The following is a 17,075-nucleotide window of genomic DNA, read 5'->3' on the forward strand; positions in this document are numbered from 1 at the left end:
GAGCAGCATGACACCGCCCGCCAGGATGTGCAGCCATCCGAGGATCCGCTCCGGCGCGAAGTACCGGTCCGCCACCAGGCCCAGGAAGAAGGGGGAGATGATCGCGGCCACCGGGTTTACCGTGTAAGGCCAGTGGGTAAGGTCTCCCATCCCGTGGGCGCTCATGTAGACGGCGATCGTCGTGAACCAGGCCCCCCAGATGAAGAACTGGAGGAACATCATGAAACTGAGAGATGGGAACATGAAATCCTGGTTCTATCTGTCAACCTGGGTGGCGCGGGCCGCCTGGTCGACCGGCCCAGCCTGATCCTGCCGCGGTACGGCCGCCAACTGGCAACGAGATTACCTGCCTACCTTGTAGCCGTAGCCGACGGCGATCCAGGCCTTGACCGGCCGTTGTTTCAAGGTGGCGGGATGATACCGGGAGGCGTAGATCTTCTCGAGCAGCAGCCGATCGATCTCCGGATACCCGGTCGATTCGATCATGGTGGCGTCGACGACTCGGCCCTGTTCATCGATCAGCAACTCGAACCGGACGATGCTGTCCTTTACGTGACGCAGTTTCCGGGGGATCTCCTTCCGGGATATGCTCATGTTGAGGCGCCGCGGAACCGGGCGTGTATCGTATCTCCAGGTGCCGTCGCCGCCATCGCCCAGGCCGTCCGAGCCGCCGGTCCCGCTTCCCCCCTCGACGCCGCCATCTACGCCCGAGCCTCCCATTCCGGCCTCGTCGCCCGGTTCGTCCTCGGTATCCATGGCGACGGCCACGGCCCGCTCCATCTCCTCCTGGGAGGCGATCTCGTGTTCCTCGGCGATCAGGCTGTCGTCGATGGGCTCCGGGATGCCTACGACCACGGGAACGGGTACGCCCTTGCTCATGATATCGTCGCCGAGATCCTCGGGCGGCTCAAGCCGGCCGGGACGGCCCCCGCCCCGCTCCGTCGTGATCAGCCTGGACGGATCGATAAGGTCGATCAAGTGGTCGGGATAGGGCATGATCTCGAGCTCGACCATGGGCTCGAAGTCGATCCGGCCGTACAGGTAGATCCCGCCGGCGGCGAAGAAATGCAGGAAGGCGGCGCACCAGATCCCGGCGACCAGAAATTGCCGCGAGAACCGTTTGAGCGGATGGGGGACCAGTTCATCGGCCTCGTACCGTTGGAGGAAACGTCCCACCCGGTGCGCGATTTGTCCAAAGTCACCATTCATGGCAGGCCATCACGGGTTCGGGCACGGTGGTCGGCCGGCAGAAATCTGCGCCGGAGCTAATACCCATAAATTCCACCGCGCATGCTGCACTGTCAAGGTTTTTGGCCGTACCGCCCGGGCCCTGCGACCCCGTCGAATGCAGCCATAAAACGCTTGACAGGGGAGGGGGCCGGTTTCATCATGCCTTACGTTTTCGAGTTCGCCCGCCTTGCCGGTTGAACCGGGTATCCGCTGCTATTCCCAGGCATTCACGACGGGGTTCATCCCACGGTCATCCGGCTGGGCAGTCGCAGGCGGTCGTGATGCCGTTGACCGGACGGGGATCATACTCATGAGAAATCCGGCGACTAAAACAAAACCCATCCTGACCGGCCTGCTGCTTCGCGGTCTCCTCGGTGTACCGGCCTGCCTGCTGCTCTGCGGTCTCTTCGGCGGACCAGACAGTCTGGTTGGACCGGGCGGGCCAGGCGGACCGGGCGGACTGGCCCGCGCCCAGGAAAAAGAAATCGCCCTGGAGATGACCACGGAGGCGGGAGTCATCGAAATCGTGCTCGATCCGGTCCGCGCGCCGGCCACCGTGGCGAATTTCATGCGGTACGTGGACGCCGGGCAATACAACGGCGGGGTGTTCCACCGGACGGTGACCATGGACAACCAGCCGAACAACGACGTGAAGATCGAGGTGATACAGGGCGCCGTAAATCCCGACTACCGGGACGACAGCTATCCGCCCAACAGCGGATTCGATCCGATTCCCCTCGAGCGGACCTCCGCGACCGGGCTCAGGCACGTGGACGGGGCCATCTCCATGGCGCGCATGGGGCCGGACACGGCGACTTCGGGGTTCTTCTTCTGCATCGGCGATCAGCCCGAACTGGATTTCGGCGGCAAACGCAACCCGGACGGGCACGGATTCGCCGCTTTCGGCCTGGTCACCCGCGGGATGGACGTGATCCGGAAGATCCAGATGTCTCCCCGCGAGAACCAGCGGCTTACACCGCCGGTCGTGATCTCCCGGGTAGCTCGAAAAACCAGGTAGCTTGACCACGAAGGCAACCACGGACAGGAGCATTACATGGCCGACCGCGTTGAGCGACCCGAGTCGTTTTTCGGCTTCCGCCTCGGCGACGACTACAAGATGGCCCGTTGGGACCGTATCACGGAGTATTTCTATCTGCTGAGCCAGCAGAGCGAGCGCATCCGCGTAGTCAACCTGGGTCCGACGACGGAAAACAACCCCTTCTTGCTGGCCATCATTACTTCCGCCGGCAACCTCGCCCGCCTGGAGGAGCTCCGGGAGATCAACGGGCGGATTGCCGATCCGCGGGGCCTTTCCGACGCCGCGATCGACGGTCTGGTGCAGGAGGGCAAGGTCGTCGTGTGCCAGTCCATGAGCCTCCACGCCAGCGAGATCGCCGCCACGCAGATGGCGCCCCAGCTCGCCTACGACCTGGTCACGGGCAACGACGAAACCACGAAGAACATCCTTGAAAACGTCATTTTCCTGATGGTCCCGTGCTTCAATCCCGACGGCCAGATCATGGTGGCCGACTGGTACGACGAGCACGTGGGCACCGAATACGAGGGGTGCGATCTGCCCTGGCTGTACCACCGGTATTGCGGCCACGACAACAACCGGGACGCCATCATGCTGAACCTGGTGGAATCCCGGTACATGGCGCGGATCATGTTCCAGGACTGGCATCCCCACGTCTTCCAGGACCACCACGAGATGGGCGGCTACCAGCCCCGGCTCTTCGTCTGCCCCTACTGCGAACCCATCCACCCCCACGCCGATCCGCTCATATGGCGCGAGATCAACTGGTACGGGGCGCACATGGCCTACAAGCTGGAGGAAGCGGGCCACCAGGGCGTCATCAGCGGCGCCATGTTCCCGGCGTGGTATCACATGGGGTTTCACTGGCTCGGCAACTACCACAACATCGCGAGCCTGTTGACCGAGACCGCCCAGGCGAAGCTGGCCAGTCCATTGTATATCCATCCCCACCAGCTCAGCGGCGAGAACGGCAACACCCTGCACACGCTGCCGCACTACAAGCCGCAGACCAACTTTCCGAATCCGTGGCCGGGGGGCTGGTGGCGGCTCCGGGACATGGTGGACCAGCAGCGCGTCGCCGCCACGGGACTCATGGACATCGCGGCGCGATGCCGGGAGACGGTGCTTCGGAACGCCGTGCAGAAGGCCCTGCACCAGACTCACAGGGGCCTGGAAGATGAGTCGGCAGGGTTCTTCATACGACCGGACCAGCACGACCCCCAGGTCGTGACCGGCTTGGTGAACGCCCTGCTCCGGCAGGGTATCGACGTGCAGCGGACCCGGACCCGGGCGACGGTGGGAACCCGCGTCTATCCCGCGGGCACCTGGTTCGTATCCAGTTCCCAGCCCAAGCGAGGCGTGGTCAAGACGCTGCTGGAACGGACCCTGTGGCCGGACGACGCCTGGGCGCGCAAGGCCGACGGATCGCCCACGCGAATCTTCGACAACGCGACGGACACGCTCGCGGAAATGATGGGCGTATCCGCGGAGCCGTCGGAGGTGCCGCACGCCGGACTGGACGCGGGATCGCTGAACCTGGATCCGGTGATCGAGTCGGTGCCGGCGAACGGATCGGTCACCGGAGACGGGGCGCACGGCATGGCCGTCGATCCCCGTCATAACGCCGCCTTCGGCGCGGTCAACGCGCTGCTGGAAGCGGGCGCCGAGGTCAGTCGGGCAACCAGCCCCCTTTCGACCGGCGGAGGCGGCCTGCCGGCCATGCCGCCCGGCACCTTTATCGTCAGCGGGGTCGACCAGGCACGGGCCGAGGGAGTCGTCCGGGAGACCGGAGCCGCCGGCTTTCGACTCGAGGAACCGGCGGAAGGCGATCCGGTCGCTAAGCCGCGCATCGCCATGTACCAGCGGTACTGGGGCGGCAACATGCCCGAAGGCTGGACCCGCATGACGCTGGAGCAGGCGGGCTTTACCTATCGCACGGCCAGGGACGCCGATATCCGGGACGACCTCCACGACCTCTGCGACGTGTTCATCCTGCCCGACGACACGATGGACATGATGGCCGGAACCGAACAGGAAGTCGAAAAACGCCTGAAGTCCGTGCCTCAGCCCGAAAAGTACCGTAGCGCCCTGGGCGAATCGGAAATTGAGGCCATCGGCGCCTTCGTGGAAAAAGGCGGCACGCTCGTGGCCGTCGGCGGCGCGTGCCGGCTTCCCATCGAGAAGTTCGGCCTCCATATCACGGACGTAACGGCCGGTCTGCCGGAAAGCGCCTTCTTCTGCCCCGGTTCCATGCTGCGGATCCGGGTCGACAACACCCACCGGCTGGGTTACGGCATGCCGGACCGGGCCCTGGTCATGCACCGTACCAGTCCCGTGCATTCGATCAACCCGTCGCACTTCAACGACCGGTACGAAGTGGTCGCCGCCTATCCCGAAAAAGACGTGCTCGAAAGCGGGTGGCTGATCGGCGAGGAACATATCGCCGGCAAGCCCGCCATGATCAGCGTGCGCCATGGCGAGGGACGGATCGTGCTCTACGGGTTCCAGGTGAACTTCCGCAACCAGACCCACGGTACCTTCAAGCTGCTCTTCAACGCGCTGTACGGGAACTGACACGTAAGCGATCGAACAGGAAAGGCACGCCCCATGCCCATCGTCGACTTTCACAACCACGTCTATCCGCCCCGGTACGTCGAGGAGATCCGGAAGGGTCCCAGCGCCTACACGGTGACCGAGGACGAAGACGGCAACCCGGTTCTGCACTCCCCCGGCGACTACAATATCCTGGTCCCCGGCCATCGGCTCATGGACGTGCGCCTGGAGGTCATGGAGGAAGCGGGCGTCGACACGCATGTCATCACCTTCACCGCGCCGGGCACGCTCATCGAGACGCCGGAGCGGTCCGCCGAACTGAGCAGCAAGGTCAACGACCTTTTCGCGGAAATACAGCGCGGGCACCCGGATCGCTTTCCGGCCCTGGCGACCCTGCCGCTGAACAATCCGGGGGCCTGCGCCGCCGAGCTGGAGCGGGCCGTCGGCAAGCTGGGCCTGAAGGGGGCGTGCGTGTACAGCAACGCCAACGGCGTGGCGCTCAGCGACCCGTGCTTCTGGCCCATGTACGAGATCGCGGACGATCGTGAAATGGTCGTTTTCATCCATCCCACCTTCCCCCTGGGCGTGGAGGCCATGAAGGATTACATGCTCATGCCCGCGGTAGGATTCCTGATGGATACGACCCTGGCCACGGCCAGCCTGCTCTTCAGCGGCTTGGTGGAGCGCTTTCCGAACATTCGCTGGGTGCTGGGCCACCTGGGCGGCGCCGTGCCCTACCTCGCCGAGCGCTTCGACCGGTGCTACGAGGCCTTTCCGCAGTGCCGCGCGAACCTGGAGAACCACCCCACGGTCTACCTGAAAAACCAGTTCTACTACGACACGGTCAATTTCGACGTGGACGCGCTGCATTTCGCCCTGGGCTTCGCGGGCGCCGACCGTATCGTGGCCGGGAGCGACTATCCCCACCAGATCGGCAGCATGCCGAAGATGATCAAGAGCATCAACGCGATGGACCTGTCGGACGAAGACCGCGAAGCCATTCTAGGGGGAAACGCCGTCCGGCTGCTGGGGCTTTGATCGATTCGTTGTGGCTGAGCGCTCCGCCACGGTTGACCGTCCCGGTCAGCCCGGTTGATCGCAAATGACCGGGGACAGTGAAACCACCGGTCGAAACGGTTGAAATCATGGATCTCATGCTCCACGGAAAAAGAGCGATTGTCACCGGCGGCAGCCGGGGCATCGGACGTTGCTGCGCGCTGGCCCTGGCCAGGGAGGGCGCCCGCGTGTGCGTCACGGCCCGAAACCGGGACCTGCTGGACGAGGTGGTTCGGGAGATCGAAGCGACGGGCGGCGAAGGATACGCGGTTGCGGCCGATCTGGTCTCGCTGGACGACTGCCGCGGGGTGGTCCGTGAAACAGCCGACACCTTCGGCGGCATCGATATCCTGGTCAACTGCGCCGGCGCGGCGCGGGGAGGCGACATCCTGGCGCTTCCCGCGGAACAGATCGACGAAGGGCTGGCGCTGAAGTCATACGGTTACCTGCGGATGTCGCAACTGGTGATCCCGTACATGCAGGAGAACCGATGGGGACGCATCATCCATATCGCCGGCAACGCGGGAACGAGCCCCGGCCGCGGCAACATCCCCTTGAGCCTGGCCAACGTCGCCGTCCTGAACTGCACGCGGGCCCTGTCGGACGCGGTATCCGGCGACGGCATCCTGGTCAACGCCATATGTCCCGGCATGACGAACACCCGGCGGGCCCGGGACCTGCAGCAGGCGGAGGCCGACCGGCAGGGCCGGGACGTCGAGGACCTGCTTCGCGAAGCCGGCGAGCGGCTTCCCGCCGGCCGCATCGCGGAACCGGAGGAGATCGCCGCCGTGGCGACTTTCCTCGCGTCCGAATCCTGTTCGTACGTCTTTGGTACCGCCGTCTACATGGACGGCGGCGAAAGACGGGGCACGCCCTGAAACCGTCCGGGCGAGACCCCTGGCATCTGTCATTCGCAACTGTCGCCTTCAATCAAAAGGAGCACCATCATGGCTGAAAACACGTCCAAATCCTTCGCGGCGCATTCGGACGGCGCGGAATGGGTCAAAGGGCTGCGGCCCTATTTCGTGTATCGCGACCTGGGCATGAAGTCCGCTACGGATGGCCGGGTGATGGCCCACGTCATCCGGGCCGCCCAGTCCTGCGACGGTCCCATGGGTTATCATTCCCACGAACTCGAATTCCAGATGAACTACCTGCTCAAGGGCTGGGCGCGCATCGACCTGGCGGACGTGGGCGAAATCGAAGTAACCGCGGGTGACGCGTGGTACCAGGCGCCCGGCGTCGCGCATGAGTTGATGGAATACTCCGACGATTTCGAAGTCATCGAGATCACCATACCGGGCGACTTCCCGACCATCGACGAGACGCGCTAGGACCGGCCATGAACGTCGGATTCATCGGGTTGGGCAATATGGGCAATCCCATGGCCGCCAGCCTCCTGCGCGCCGGACACGCCCTTCGCGTCCACGACCTGGACGAGGATAAGGCCGCGAACCTGCTGGATGCCGGGGCTTCGTGGGCGTCATCCCCCCGCGAGACGGCAGCGGGCGTCGACGCGGTCATCACCTCGCTGCCCGGACCCGCCGCGGTGGAAAAGGTGGTCCTGGGCGGTGACGGCGTGTTCGAAGGCCTCGCGCGCGGTTCCGTCTATATCGATACGAGCACGGGCGAACCGGGACTCATCCGGCGCATCGCCAGGGAAGGCGCGGCAAAGGGGATCGACGTGCTGGACGCGCCGATCAGCGGCGGAGTCTTCGGCGCTCGAGACGCCACCCTGACCGTGTTCGTCGGCGGAGACGAGGCGGTGTTCGACCGGTACGAGCCCCTCCTGCGCGGCGTGGGCAGTACGGTCGTCCGCATGGGGGATACCGGCAGCGGCGTCGCGACCAAGCTGGTGAACAACCTCATGATGTTCATCAATTTCATCGGCGCCTGCGAAGGGATGGCCATCGGCACGCGGGCGGGTATCGACCCGCGTACGTTGATCGACGCCATCCGGCCGAGCATGGGCCAGAGCCGGATGATGGAGCGGTGCCTGTCCCGTTTCCTGGACGGCAAGTCGCTGTATTCCGCCATCGACCTGGGGGTGAAGGACATGCATCTGGGCGTCGCACTCGGGAGGACGCACGATGTCCCGCTGGAAATCGCCCCGATCGTCGAGGACCTTCTCAGACGGTTCCAGGACCAGGGGAACGCCCAGGCCGACCTCCTCGAATACATCGGAGACTACCTGAAGCGGGCGGGCGCCGACCCGTCCGGAAGATCGTGAGGACATCCATGCGCTGGAGAGTATCCATTATCCTGGCCGCGTTCCTGGTGCCGGGCGCCTTCGCGGCCTCCGTACCATGCGCCGCCGCGAACACGCTCGCACGGTCCGCGGCCGCTTTTCCGCAGTCCGCGGCCGGCCTTCCAGAGTCCACGAAGGAGTCGCCCGACATCCGGGGATCCTGGAAGCCGGAAACGTACCGGCTCAAATTCGGACCGGTTCACGAGGTAACCGGCCTGATCACCTTCACCGAAAAGGACTGGTCGGTCCTCTTCTTCATCGTAACCGACGAGGGTCCCCGGCGGGGTTCCGGCGAAGGGGGCACCTATTCCTTGGACGGAGACAAGCTGACCTTCCGGCACCTGTACAATCTTTCCGGCGGCCACGCGGTCGACGGTTTCGAGGCCAGCGACCTGTCGATGAGGGTGAGACCGCCGGACGCCGTCGACGCGCCCGCCGAACCCTGCGCCATCGAGGTGAAGGACGATTTGCTGACCATCTTCTTCCCCAGCGGAAACCAGATGACCTTCCGGCGCAGTTCCGATTGAAGACCGCGCCACGGCTTCGGATAAGCAGCCGTGCCGGGTCCTCCCGCCCGCGCGCCGCCCCCGCTCCCGTCCTTTACAACGCATCTACGGCAACTTTACCGTATAGGCTTGAAGGACGGGAATCAGTTGACATTACCGGCCGTTCCGGCTTATCTTTGGACGCTGTCATTCAGCCGGATCGAGACCGGGGAAACAGGCCATGACCTCCGAAGCACTGACCCGAGAGATGAAGAAGACCGTCGGAGTCGAAGCAGCCCGGATGGTCGGCCAGGGCGACGTGGTCGGACTGGGCACGGGATCGACGGCGGAGTTCATGATCGAGGAACTGGGGCGCCGCGTGCGGGAGGAGAACCTGAACATCGTCGGCATACCCACTTCCTTCGACGCGTCGGTGCTGGCCCGCAGGAACGGCATCCCGGCGGGGACGCTGGACGACGTGGACCGGGTCGACATCGCCGTGGACGGCGCGGACGAGGTCGACCCCGCGATGAACCTGATCAAGGGCCGAGGCGCCGCCCACCTGCGGGAGAAGATCGTGGACGGCATGGCCGAACGGTTCATCGTCATCGTGGATGAATCGAAACTGGTCGAGCGGCTGGGAACGAAATGTCCCGTGCCGCTGGAAGTCCTTCCCATGGCGGTTCAACCCGTCATGCGGGCCGTCGAAGCGCTGGGGGGGGAACCCCTGCTGCGCATGGCGGTACACAAAGACGGACCGGTCATCACCGACCAGGGGAACATGGTGGTGGACGCCCGTTTCGACGGAATCGACGACCCCGGCGGAATGGAAAGCACGCTCAACAACATCCCCGGCATCCTTGAAAACGGCCTCTTCGTCGGCCTGGCGACCGGGATACTCATCGGGAGCATATCCGGCGAAGGACGCATCGAAGTGGAAAGAAGAACCTGAACCCACGGGGCCGTTCGTCGCGGTCCAATGGCCGCCGCCGCGCTTTTCCGATTGCCGCACGTTACGCGGACCCGCGGCGCTGCCTGAGCCCAGAATTGAATGAAACGTAAATGAACGATATCGGATACTTCAGCCTCCTGCTCGCCTTCATGACGGCGGCCTACGGCGGCGTGACCGGCGTGGTCGGCGCCCGCGCGCGGAACCCGCAGATGATTGCCAGCGGGGCCCACGGCGTTCTCGCCACCTTCGGCCTGCTGACCCTGTCGTCCATCGTGCTGGTGTACCATTTGTACACGGGCAACTTCCAGGTGGAGTACGTCGCCTCCTACACCAGCAGCACCCTGCCCGATTTCTACCGCGTCACCGCGCTGTGGGCCGGGCAGAAGGGATCCCTGCTCCTGTGGGTATGGACCCTGTCCCTCTTCGCTTTGGTGGTGCACCTCACAAACCGGGACCGGAACCAGACGCTGATCCCCTACGTCCACGCAGTGATGATGTCGGTGGTCCTGTTCTTCATCGCCCTGCTCATCTTCGTGGCCGATCCCTTCGAGCTGCTGCCCTTCGTGCCCGCCGAGGGCCGCGGACTGAACCCGGTGCTGCAGATGCCCCTCATGATCATCCACCCGCCCATTCTCTACCAGGGCTACGTGGGGACCGTGGTCCCCTTCGCCTTCGCCATGGCCGCGTTGATCACGGGGGAACTGGGCGACACGTGGATCCGGACGATCAGGCGATGGACCCTCTACGCCTGGTTCTTCCTCGGGTTCGGCCTGATGCTGGGCGGCCGCTGGGCCTACGTGGAACTGGGATGGGGCGGATACTGGGCCTGGGATCCCGTGGAAAACGCGGCGCTCATGCCCTGGCTGACCATAACCGCCTTTCTCCATTCCGTGATGATCCAGGAGAAGAAGGGCATGCTGAAGATCTGGAACTTCATCCTGATCATCCTGACCTTCGGCCTGGTCTACTTCGGGACATTTCTCACGAGAAGCGGGGTCGTTTCGTCGGTGCATTCCTTCACCACATCGGGCATCGGTCCCATGTTCATGGGTTTCGTCATCGTCTCGATGGTGTTGTCCTTCGGCCTGCTGATCAGCCGGCGCCGCGCCCTGAAGGCCCGCAGCGAACTCGACTCCTTCGTCTCGAGGGAAAGCAGCTTCCTGCTGAACAACCTGGCCCTCGTGGGCGTGTGTTTCGCCATCCTCTGGGGGACCATTTTCCCCGTGCTTTCCGAGGCCGTCAGCGGCGAGAAGATCACGGTGAGCGCGCCGTACTTCAACGAGATAAACGTGCCGCTCGGCATCTTCCTGCTCTTTCTGACGGGCGCCGGTCCGCTTTTCGCGTGGCGCAAGACCTCCGTTCAGAGTCTCAAGCGGCATTTCACCATACCCATTGCCTGTTTCATCGCCGCGGCCGCCATCCTGCTGGCCTTCGGCATCCGGCACGTCTACGCCCTGCTCTCCTTCAGCATGTGCGCCTTCGTGGTCGGAGCCATCGGACTCGAGTTCTACCGCGGGGCCCGCGCGCGCCGTTCCACGAACGACGAATCCTGGCCCGCGGCTTTCTACCGGCTGGTCATGGGCTACAAGCGCCGGTACGGCGGTTACGTCGTTCATATCGCCATCGTGCTCCTGTTCATTGGCTTCACCGGGTCCGCCTTCAACCGGGAAGAGAACTTCGCGGTGCGGGAGGGCGAATCCTTCCAGATCAAAAACTATACGCTGGACTTCGATTCCCTCACCGAAACCAACATGGGCGAGTACATATCGTACGCAGGCCTGCTCCGCCTTTCCGTGGACGGCGAGCCTGTCGTTATGATGGCCCCGGAGAAACGTCTCTACCCCATACAGGACCAGGTGACTTCGGAAGTATCCATCTGGTCGACGCTGAATGAAGACCTCTACGTGGTCCTGGCCGAACTGAACGAAACGCTTGACGTAGCTACATTTAAGGTCTACATTAATCCATTGGTAAACTGGGTCTGGATCGGTACGGCACTGCTCATGCTGGGGACGATCATTCTCTTCCTCCCGGATCGATTCGGCAGAAAAACCACCGGACGTGAACGGCGCGAAGGGGTTGGCGAACCTCGTACGCCGGTGCCCGGGACCCGGGATGTAACCGTCTGAAAGACCGTGGACAGATCACGGACGCGACACGCGCAACCACTGCGGATCAAGCGAGTGGCCCGTATGGCCGCGCCCTAATGTTGCAGAACTACAACCCGGTTCATACACCGGTAGCTTCATACTGTATGACCTGATTTGGCAATTCGATAAGCAGGGTGGGGGTGCCACGGGAAGCCCGGGCGCCTTGGAAAACGAATATCGCAAGCAGAACATATGGCTGAAACCGTTCCTCGCAAGCATGTGGTATAGGTTCTGTTCGACTACCGGTTGAGATTTATGGAAATGTGCATGGATTCTTCTCGACGCAGACAGGCGCAGTAACTTTCTGAACGGACTCACTGGAACCGTCTGGCGGCAGATCGTCGGGAAAACGCGCATAACACCACTACGGCTGAACGGTTCAAGAAACACGGGCGCCATACCTTCCTCGCCAGTAGGCAACACGTCCCCTGCCGGCGTACGCCGACCCGGTCACGCTCTGGACCGGCGGCGGCCAGCTTATCGACATCAAACCCAGGTTCGACGCTACTAAGCGATAAGCTGCGATATCGCAGGGGGTGTTGTATGGATTTCCCATTGGAAAACCTGAACGGCTTTTTGCTGCCCCTAGCCGCCCTGACCCTGATTTCCGGGCTCGTCGGGTTGGTGATCGGCACGATCTGGCGGCGCAGCAAAGCCGGCGAAATGGAGGAGAAAGCCCAGAAGCGCGCACAGCGCCTTTTCAAGGAAATGGAAGTGCAGCGCCGTGCGGAGCTGCTTGAGGAGAAAAGAAAATGGCACGACGCGCGGGAGGCCCAGGAGGAGGAAATCAACGGCAGGCAGTCCGCCCTGGAAAGCCACGAGCAGGACATGATGGACCGGGAGAAAGAGTACGAACAGCGATTCGACACCCTGAAGGACCGCGAAGATCAGACCGGCTTGAGGGAAGACGAAGTGGAGAAGCTGGAAGAGAAGCTGAAAACGCAGGAAGTCCGGCTGAAGGAATCGGCCTCGGAATACCGCAATCGGCTGGAAGCCCTTGCCCGGCTGACCGCCGAGGAAGCCAAGCAGCAGCTTCACGATGAACTCATTCGCGACGTGAAGCAGGAAGCGGAACACAGAGTCAGAGACATTCTGAAAACCGCCCAGACCAACGCCAACCGGGAGGCGAGAAAGATCGTTACGCTGGCGATCAGCCGGTGCGCGGTGGATCAGTCGACCCAGACGAGCGTCGCGGTGGTACCTCTGCCCAATGACCAGATCAAAGCCCGTATTATCGGAAAAGACGGCCGCAACATCCGGACTTTCGAGGCCGCCAGCGAAGTGAAGGTCATGGTGGACGATACCCCGGAGGCCGTGGTCATTTCCTGCTTCGATCCCATTCGCCGGGAAATCGCCCGCACCGCCATGGCGGATCTCGTATCCAACGGCAAGATTACCCAGAGCCGTATAGAAGAAATGATCACGCGGGCACAGGAGCAGATCGACAACCTGCTGCTCTCGGAAGGGGAGCAGGCCGTCACCCAGCTCAACCTGAAATCCATGCATCCCGAGATGATGAAGCTGGTCGGCCGGCTGCGGTTCCGGTCCAGTTACGGCCAGAACGCCCTGGATCACTCGAAGGAGGTGGCCTTTCTCACCGGCATGATGGCCGTTGAGGTCGGCCTGGACGAACTGCTCGCCCGGCGCTGCGGACTCCTTCACGACGTCGGCAAGGCCCTGGATCACGAGATGGAGGGATCACACCCGGAAATCGGCCTGGCCTTCGCGGAAAAGTATGGCGAGCCCGAGGAAGTCAAGAACGCGATCATTGCCCATCACAACGACGAGAACGAGGAAATCACCTCGCCCATCACCTTTCTGGTCGCCGCGGCGGACGCCATTTCCGGCGCCCGGCCCGGCGCACGCAGGAATGATCCCGAAGACTACATCCGCAGAGTGGTGGAACTGGAAGAACTCGCCCGGGCGTTCGACGGGGTGGCCGACGCCTACGCCATCAACGCCGGACGCGAGATCCGGGTCATGGTCCGGCCGGACCAGGTGGACGACGACCGGACGCACACGCTGGCCTGCGAGATATCCCAGAAGATCCGCAACGACCTGACCTATCCCGGGCACATCAAGGTGACCGTGATCCGGGAGAAGATCGCCCACAGGATGACGAACAAGCGGGACGACCAGCAACAGGGCGGACGTCGAAGGTCGTACGGAAGAAACCGGAACCGGCGTCATTCCCCGACGCCCAGCGGACAGGCGGCGGGATAACTTCGCCGCGCGCTCGGATCCCCGTGTCTCTTACCGAAGAAATCAAGGTCCACGCCGGGTATCTCGGCTTCGACCTTGCCGGCGTAACCACGGCCGACCCCCCACGGTACGGGGAATACTACGCCCAATGGATCGAGCAGGGCATGGCCGGCGAGATGGCCTACCTGGGCCGCCGGATCGAGAAACGGCAGGACCCGGGACAGATCCTGCCGAACGCCCGGTCCCTCGTCGTAGTCGCCATGAACTACCGGTGTCCGGACCCGGATCCCATCCCGGGCGGCACGCCCGAAGTCACCCCCGGAGGCGCGCACCGCGGCAAGATCGCCCAGTATGCCCGGGGCGACGACTACCATGACGTAATGAAGGAAAGGCTGGAGGCGCTGCTTCGGTTCATCCGGGACCGGGCCGGCCGTCCCGTGGAGGGCAGGGTGTACGTGGACACCGGTCCCGTGCTGGAACGCGAATTCGCCGTCCGTGCCGGCCTGGGCTGGTTCGGGAAGCACACCAATCTCATCCACAAGCGCATCGGATCGTGGCTGCTGATCGGGGAGATCCTGCTCGACATCGAACTCGATCAGGACCGGCCCGCGGCCGACCACTGCGGCACATGCACGCGGTGTATCGAAGCCTGTCCGACCGATGCCATCGTCGAGCCCTACGTGGTCGATTCGCGCCGCTGCATTTCCTATCACACCATTGAACTGAAAGGCGCCATTCCCACCGCGTACCGCGCGGCGATGGGAAACCGCGTATTCGGATGCGACGACTGCCAGGATGTCTGTCCCTGGAACCGCCGGGCGCCCGTAACGGGCCATTCGGCCTTCATTCCCCGTCCGTGGAACGAAATGCCGGGCCTGATCGAAATGCTGGGGCTGACGCCGGAGGAGTTCCGGACCCGATTCCGGGGCAGCCCTGTAAAACGGACCAAGCGGCGGGGCCTGCTGCGAAACGCCGCGGTAGCCCTGGGCAACACGAAGGATCCTGAGGCGATACCCGCGCTCGCCGATTCGCTCGGCGACGACGAGCCGCTGGTCCGAGGACACGCGGCCTGGGCACTTGGGAACGTCGGCGGCGACGGGGCGGCCGCGGCTTTGGAGAAGGCGAAGAAGACCGAAAAAGATCCCTGGGTAATCGAGGAAATAGACCAGGCGCTTGCGGAATGCGCGGCTTCTTAGGTCTCAAGGATGCGACGGCGAAAAACACAGGCCAACGGCGTACGCATGTATGCCGTTTCCGCGTCCGACCGGCAGCCGGCGAACCATGCTGTTTTTTGAAAACCCTTGCCTCCTTGAAGGTTATACATATATTCCAGGTGGCTTCGGTGGCAGGTACCGGGCGATAGATCAATGTCCGGCAGCCAAATCGTTCTCTGAATTGCTGACGCAGATATGATTAGACATCTCCCGCTCATAGGCCTCGTGATCCTGGCCGGTTGCGCCGGTCCCCGAACCCTTGAACCGGGCTCGCGCTCCACGCCCGCTCCCGGGACGGCGGATACCACCGGAAAGATCGTCGCGGTGGAGGAATTGCCGGTCCCGGATCTTACCCTCGATCACGTCACCCTGGCAGATTCCCTGGCGACGCGGGACCCCGATCGTCTGCTCGCCGACATCCGGCTGCGCTATGACGCGGCCCTCGCCGCGCTGGAGCGATCCGATACCACGGCCGCGCACGCCGCGGTCGACGAAGTGCTTGGCCTGCTCATCCTGCTGAGCGACGACCAGAAGCACGCGGCGACCCCCGCGCAGGCCGACCTCCTCAGGCAACTCGGCCTGCTGGTGGACCGCATCCAGGACAGGCGCCGCGCGGCCGCCGAAGTCCGGGGTTCGATTCCCCGGGTCATCAACCGCCGCGTCACGCGACAGATCAATCTGTATCTCAAAGACAAGAGCCTGGACATACTCAAGGCCGCCTATCAACGGTCCGGGCGCTACACCCCGATGATCCGCGAGCAACTGGCCGCCCTGGGGCTGCCCATCGAGCTTCAATGGCTTCCGATCATTGAAAGCGCCTTCAAACCCAGGGCCTTTTCGTGGGCGGCCGCGGCGGGCATGTGGCAGTTCATCTACGATACCGGCAAGCGGTACGGACTCAAGCGGTCCGGTTGGGTGGACGACCGCTTCGACCCCTACAAGGCCACGCCGGCCGCGCTCGCCTACCTGGGGGAACTGTACGGCATGTTCGACGACTGGTTTCTCGCCCTGGCGGCATACAACTGCGGCGAGTATCGCGTGCTTCGCGAGATCAACCGGACGGGGAACCGGGATTACTGGAAGATGCGCCTCCCCCGGGAAACCCGGAACTACGTGCCCAAATTCCTCGCGGTACTGCATATACTCGAAAACCCGGAGAAATACGGCGTAGACTGGCCGGAAACCCACCATCCCCACCTGTTCGAAGCGGTGCATATCGACAAATCGGTCACGCTGAAGGATGTCGCCGATCTGCTGGCCATGCCGCAGGACGATCTCAAGGCCCTGAATTCCGATATACGTTATGGCGTGACGCCACCCACCGGGTATTCGTTGCGCGTACCCCTCGGCGCCGGAACGACGCTGATCGGCAGCCTCGACGAGCTGCCGGAGTCGGATTTCAAGCCCCCTCCCGAGGTACGCAGGTACCGCGTGCGCCGGGGCGATACGCTCGGCCATATCGCCCGCAGATTCCGGACTTCGGTCAGCAGGCTCCGGCGCATGAACCGGATCCGGGGCAGCCTGATCCGTATCGGCCAGGTGCTTCGCGTGCCCGGAAGGAATTACAACAACCGGTTATGGGTGGACCAGGCGCCTTCGTACGGCACGCCGAAGGACGCCCTGTCCCACACGGTGCGGCGCGGTGACACGCTGATCCGCATCGCCCGGTATTACGGGACGTCCGTTACCGCGCTCAAGCAGAACAACGGCCTGCGGAGAGACCTCATCCACCCCGGACAGGTACTTCGCCTGCCCGCTACCGGGAAAGACGGCGGCAGGGGAATCGACGGTGGTCCGGTGACCTACAACATCCGCTCCGGGGATACGCTTTCTCGCATCGCGCAGGTCTTCAAGGTTTCCGTCACGGCGCTCATGCGGGCCAACCCTGACATACAGGCCCGGCGGCTGAGAATCGGCCAGCGGATTATCATTCCCGGCTGACCGGCCGG

14 protein-coding genes are annotated in these 17,075 nt (G+C 63.6%); 12 read left to right on the forward strand and 2 right to left on the reverse strand.

Annotation, left to right across the window (positions count from 1 at the left end):
- On the reverse strand, nt 1-243 hold a 243-nt coding region (locus OXG98_10350), incomplete at its 3' end, for an MFS transporter (protein MCY3772403.1).
- Nucleotides 244-342: 99 nt separating this feature from the next.
- Nucleotides 343-1,209 carry a hypothetical protein gene (locus tag OXG98_10355; GenBank protein MCY3772404.1) on the reverse strand — a complete coding sequence of 289 codons (867 nt, stop codon included), beginning with the start codon at nt 1,207-1,209 and terminating at the stop codon, nt 343-345.
- A 331-nt stretch (nt 1,210-1,540) separates the two neighbouring features.
- Between OXG98_10355 and OXG98_10360 the strand changes: the two genes are divergently transcribed.
- The 12 genes from OXG98_10360 (at nt 1,541) to OXG98_10415 (ending at nt 17,067) form a co-directional block, all read left to right on the forward strand.
- Nucleotides 1,541-2,248: a peptidylprolyl isomerase gene (locus OXG98_10360; GenBank protein ID MCY3772405.1), complete on the forward strand. Its 708-nt coding sequence runs from the start codon at nt 1,541-1,543 to the stop codon at nt 2,246-2,248.
- Nucleotides 2,249-2,284: 36 nt separating this feature from the next.
- Nucleotides 2,285-4,840: a M14 family metallopeptidase gene (locus tag OXG98_10365; GenBank protein ID MCY3772406.1), complete on the forward strand. Its 2,556-nt coding sequence runs from the start codon at nt 2,285-2,287 to the stop codon at nt 4,838-4,840.
- Between the two features lie 33 nt (nt 4,841-4,873).
- Nucleotides 4,874-5,857, forward strand: coding sequence for an amidohydrolase family protein (locus tag OXG98_10370; protein ID MCY3772407.1), 984 nt, complete (start codon nt 4,874-4,876; stop codon nt 5,855-5,857).
- Nucleotides 5,858-5,964: 107 nt separating this feature from the next.
- The gene (locus OXG98_10375; protein MCY3772408.1) at nt 5,965-6,753 is read left to right on the forward strand and encodes an SDR family oxidoreductase; all 789 of its coding nucleotides are present in this window, start codon (nt 5,965-5,967) and stop codon (nt 6,751-6,753) included.
- Between the two features lie 69 nt (nt 6,754-6,822).
- On the forward strand, nt 6,823-7,209 hold the full coding sequence (locus tag OXG98_10380) for a cupin domain-containing protein (GenBank protein ID MCY3772409.1): 387 nt from the start codon (nt 6,823-6,825) through the stop codon (nt 7,207-7,209).
- A gap of 8 nt (nt 7,210-7,217) precedes the next feature.
- Complete coding sequence (locus tag OXG98_10385) at nt 7,218-8,105, forward strand: NAD(P)-dependent oxidoreductase (GenBank protein MCY3772410.1); 888 nt, start codon at nt 7,218-7,220, stop codon at nt 8,103-8,105.
- Between the two features lie 8 nt (nt 8,106-8,113).
- Nucleotides 8,114-8,650, forward strand: a complete 537-nt coding sequence (locus OXG98_10390) for a hypothetical protein (GenBank protein MCY3772411.1) — start codon at nt 8,114-8,116, stop codon at nt 8,648-8,650.
- Between the two features lie 199 nt (nt 8,651-8,849).
- Complete coding sequence (gene rpiA, locus OXG98_10395) at nt 8,850-9,560, forward strand: ribose-5-phosphate isomerase RpiA (protein MCY3772412.1); 711 nt, start codon at nt 8,850-8,852, stop codon at nt 9,558-9,560.
- A gap of 110 nt (nt 9,561-9,670) precedes the next feature.
- A complete protein-coding gene (locus OXG98_10400) occupies nt 9,671-11,689 on the forward strand; it encodes a heme lyase CcmF/NrfE family subunit (protein ID MCY3772413.1) in 2,019 nt (672 codons plus the stop codon).
- Nucleotides 11,690-12,253: 564 nt separating this feature from the next.
- Nucleotides 12,254-13,933 (forward strand): ribonuclease Y, encoded by a 1,680-nt coding sequence (gene rny, locus OXG98_10405; GenBank protein MCY3772414.1) that lies wholly within the window; start codon nt 12,254-12,256, stop codon nt 13,931-13,933.
- A 23-nt stretch (nt 13,934-13,956) separates the two neighbouring features.
- The gene (queG, locus tag OXG98_10410; protein MCY3772415.1) at nt 13,957-15,108 is read left to right on the forward strand and encodes a tRNA epoxyqueuosine(34) reductase QueG; all 1,152 of its coding nucleotides are present in this window, start codon (nt 13,957-13,959) and stop codon (nt 15,106-15,108) included.
- A gap of 213 nt (nt 15,109-15,321) precedes the next feature.
- Nucleotides 15,322-17,067 (forward strand): LysM peptidoglycan-binding domain-containing protein, encoded by a 1,746-nt coding sequence (locus OXG98_10415; GenBank protein MCY3772416.1) that lies wholly within the window; start codon nt 15,322-15,324, stop codon nt 17,065-17,067.
- Nucleotides 17,068-17,075 lie beyond the last annotated feature (8 nt).

Source organism: Gemmatimonadota bacterium (assembly GCA_026706345.1).
Lineage (GTDB): Bacteria > JAAXHH01 > JAAXHH01 > JAAXHH01 > JAAXHH01 > JAAXHH01.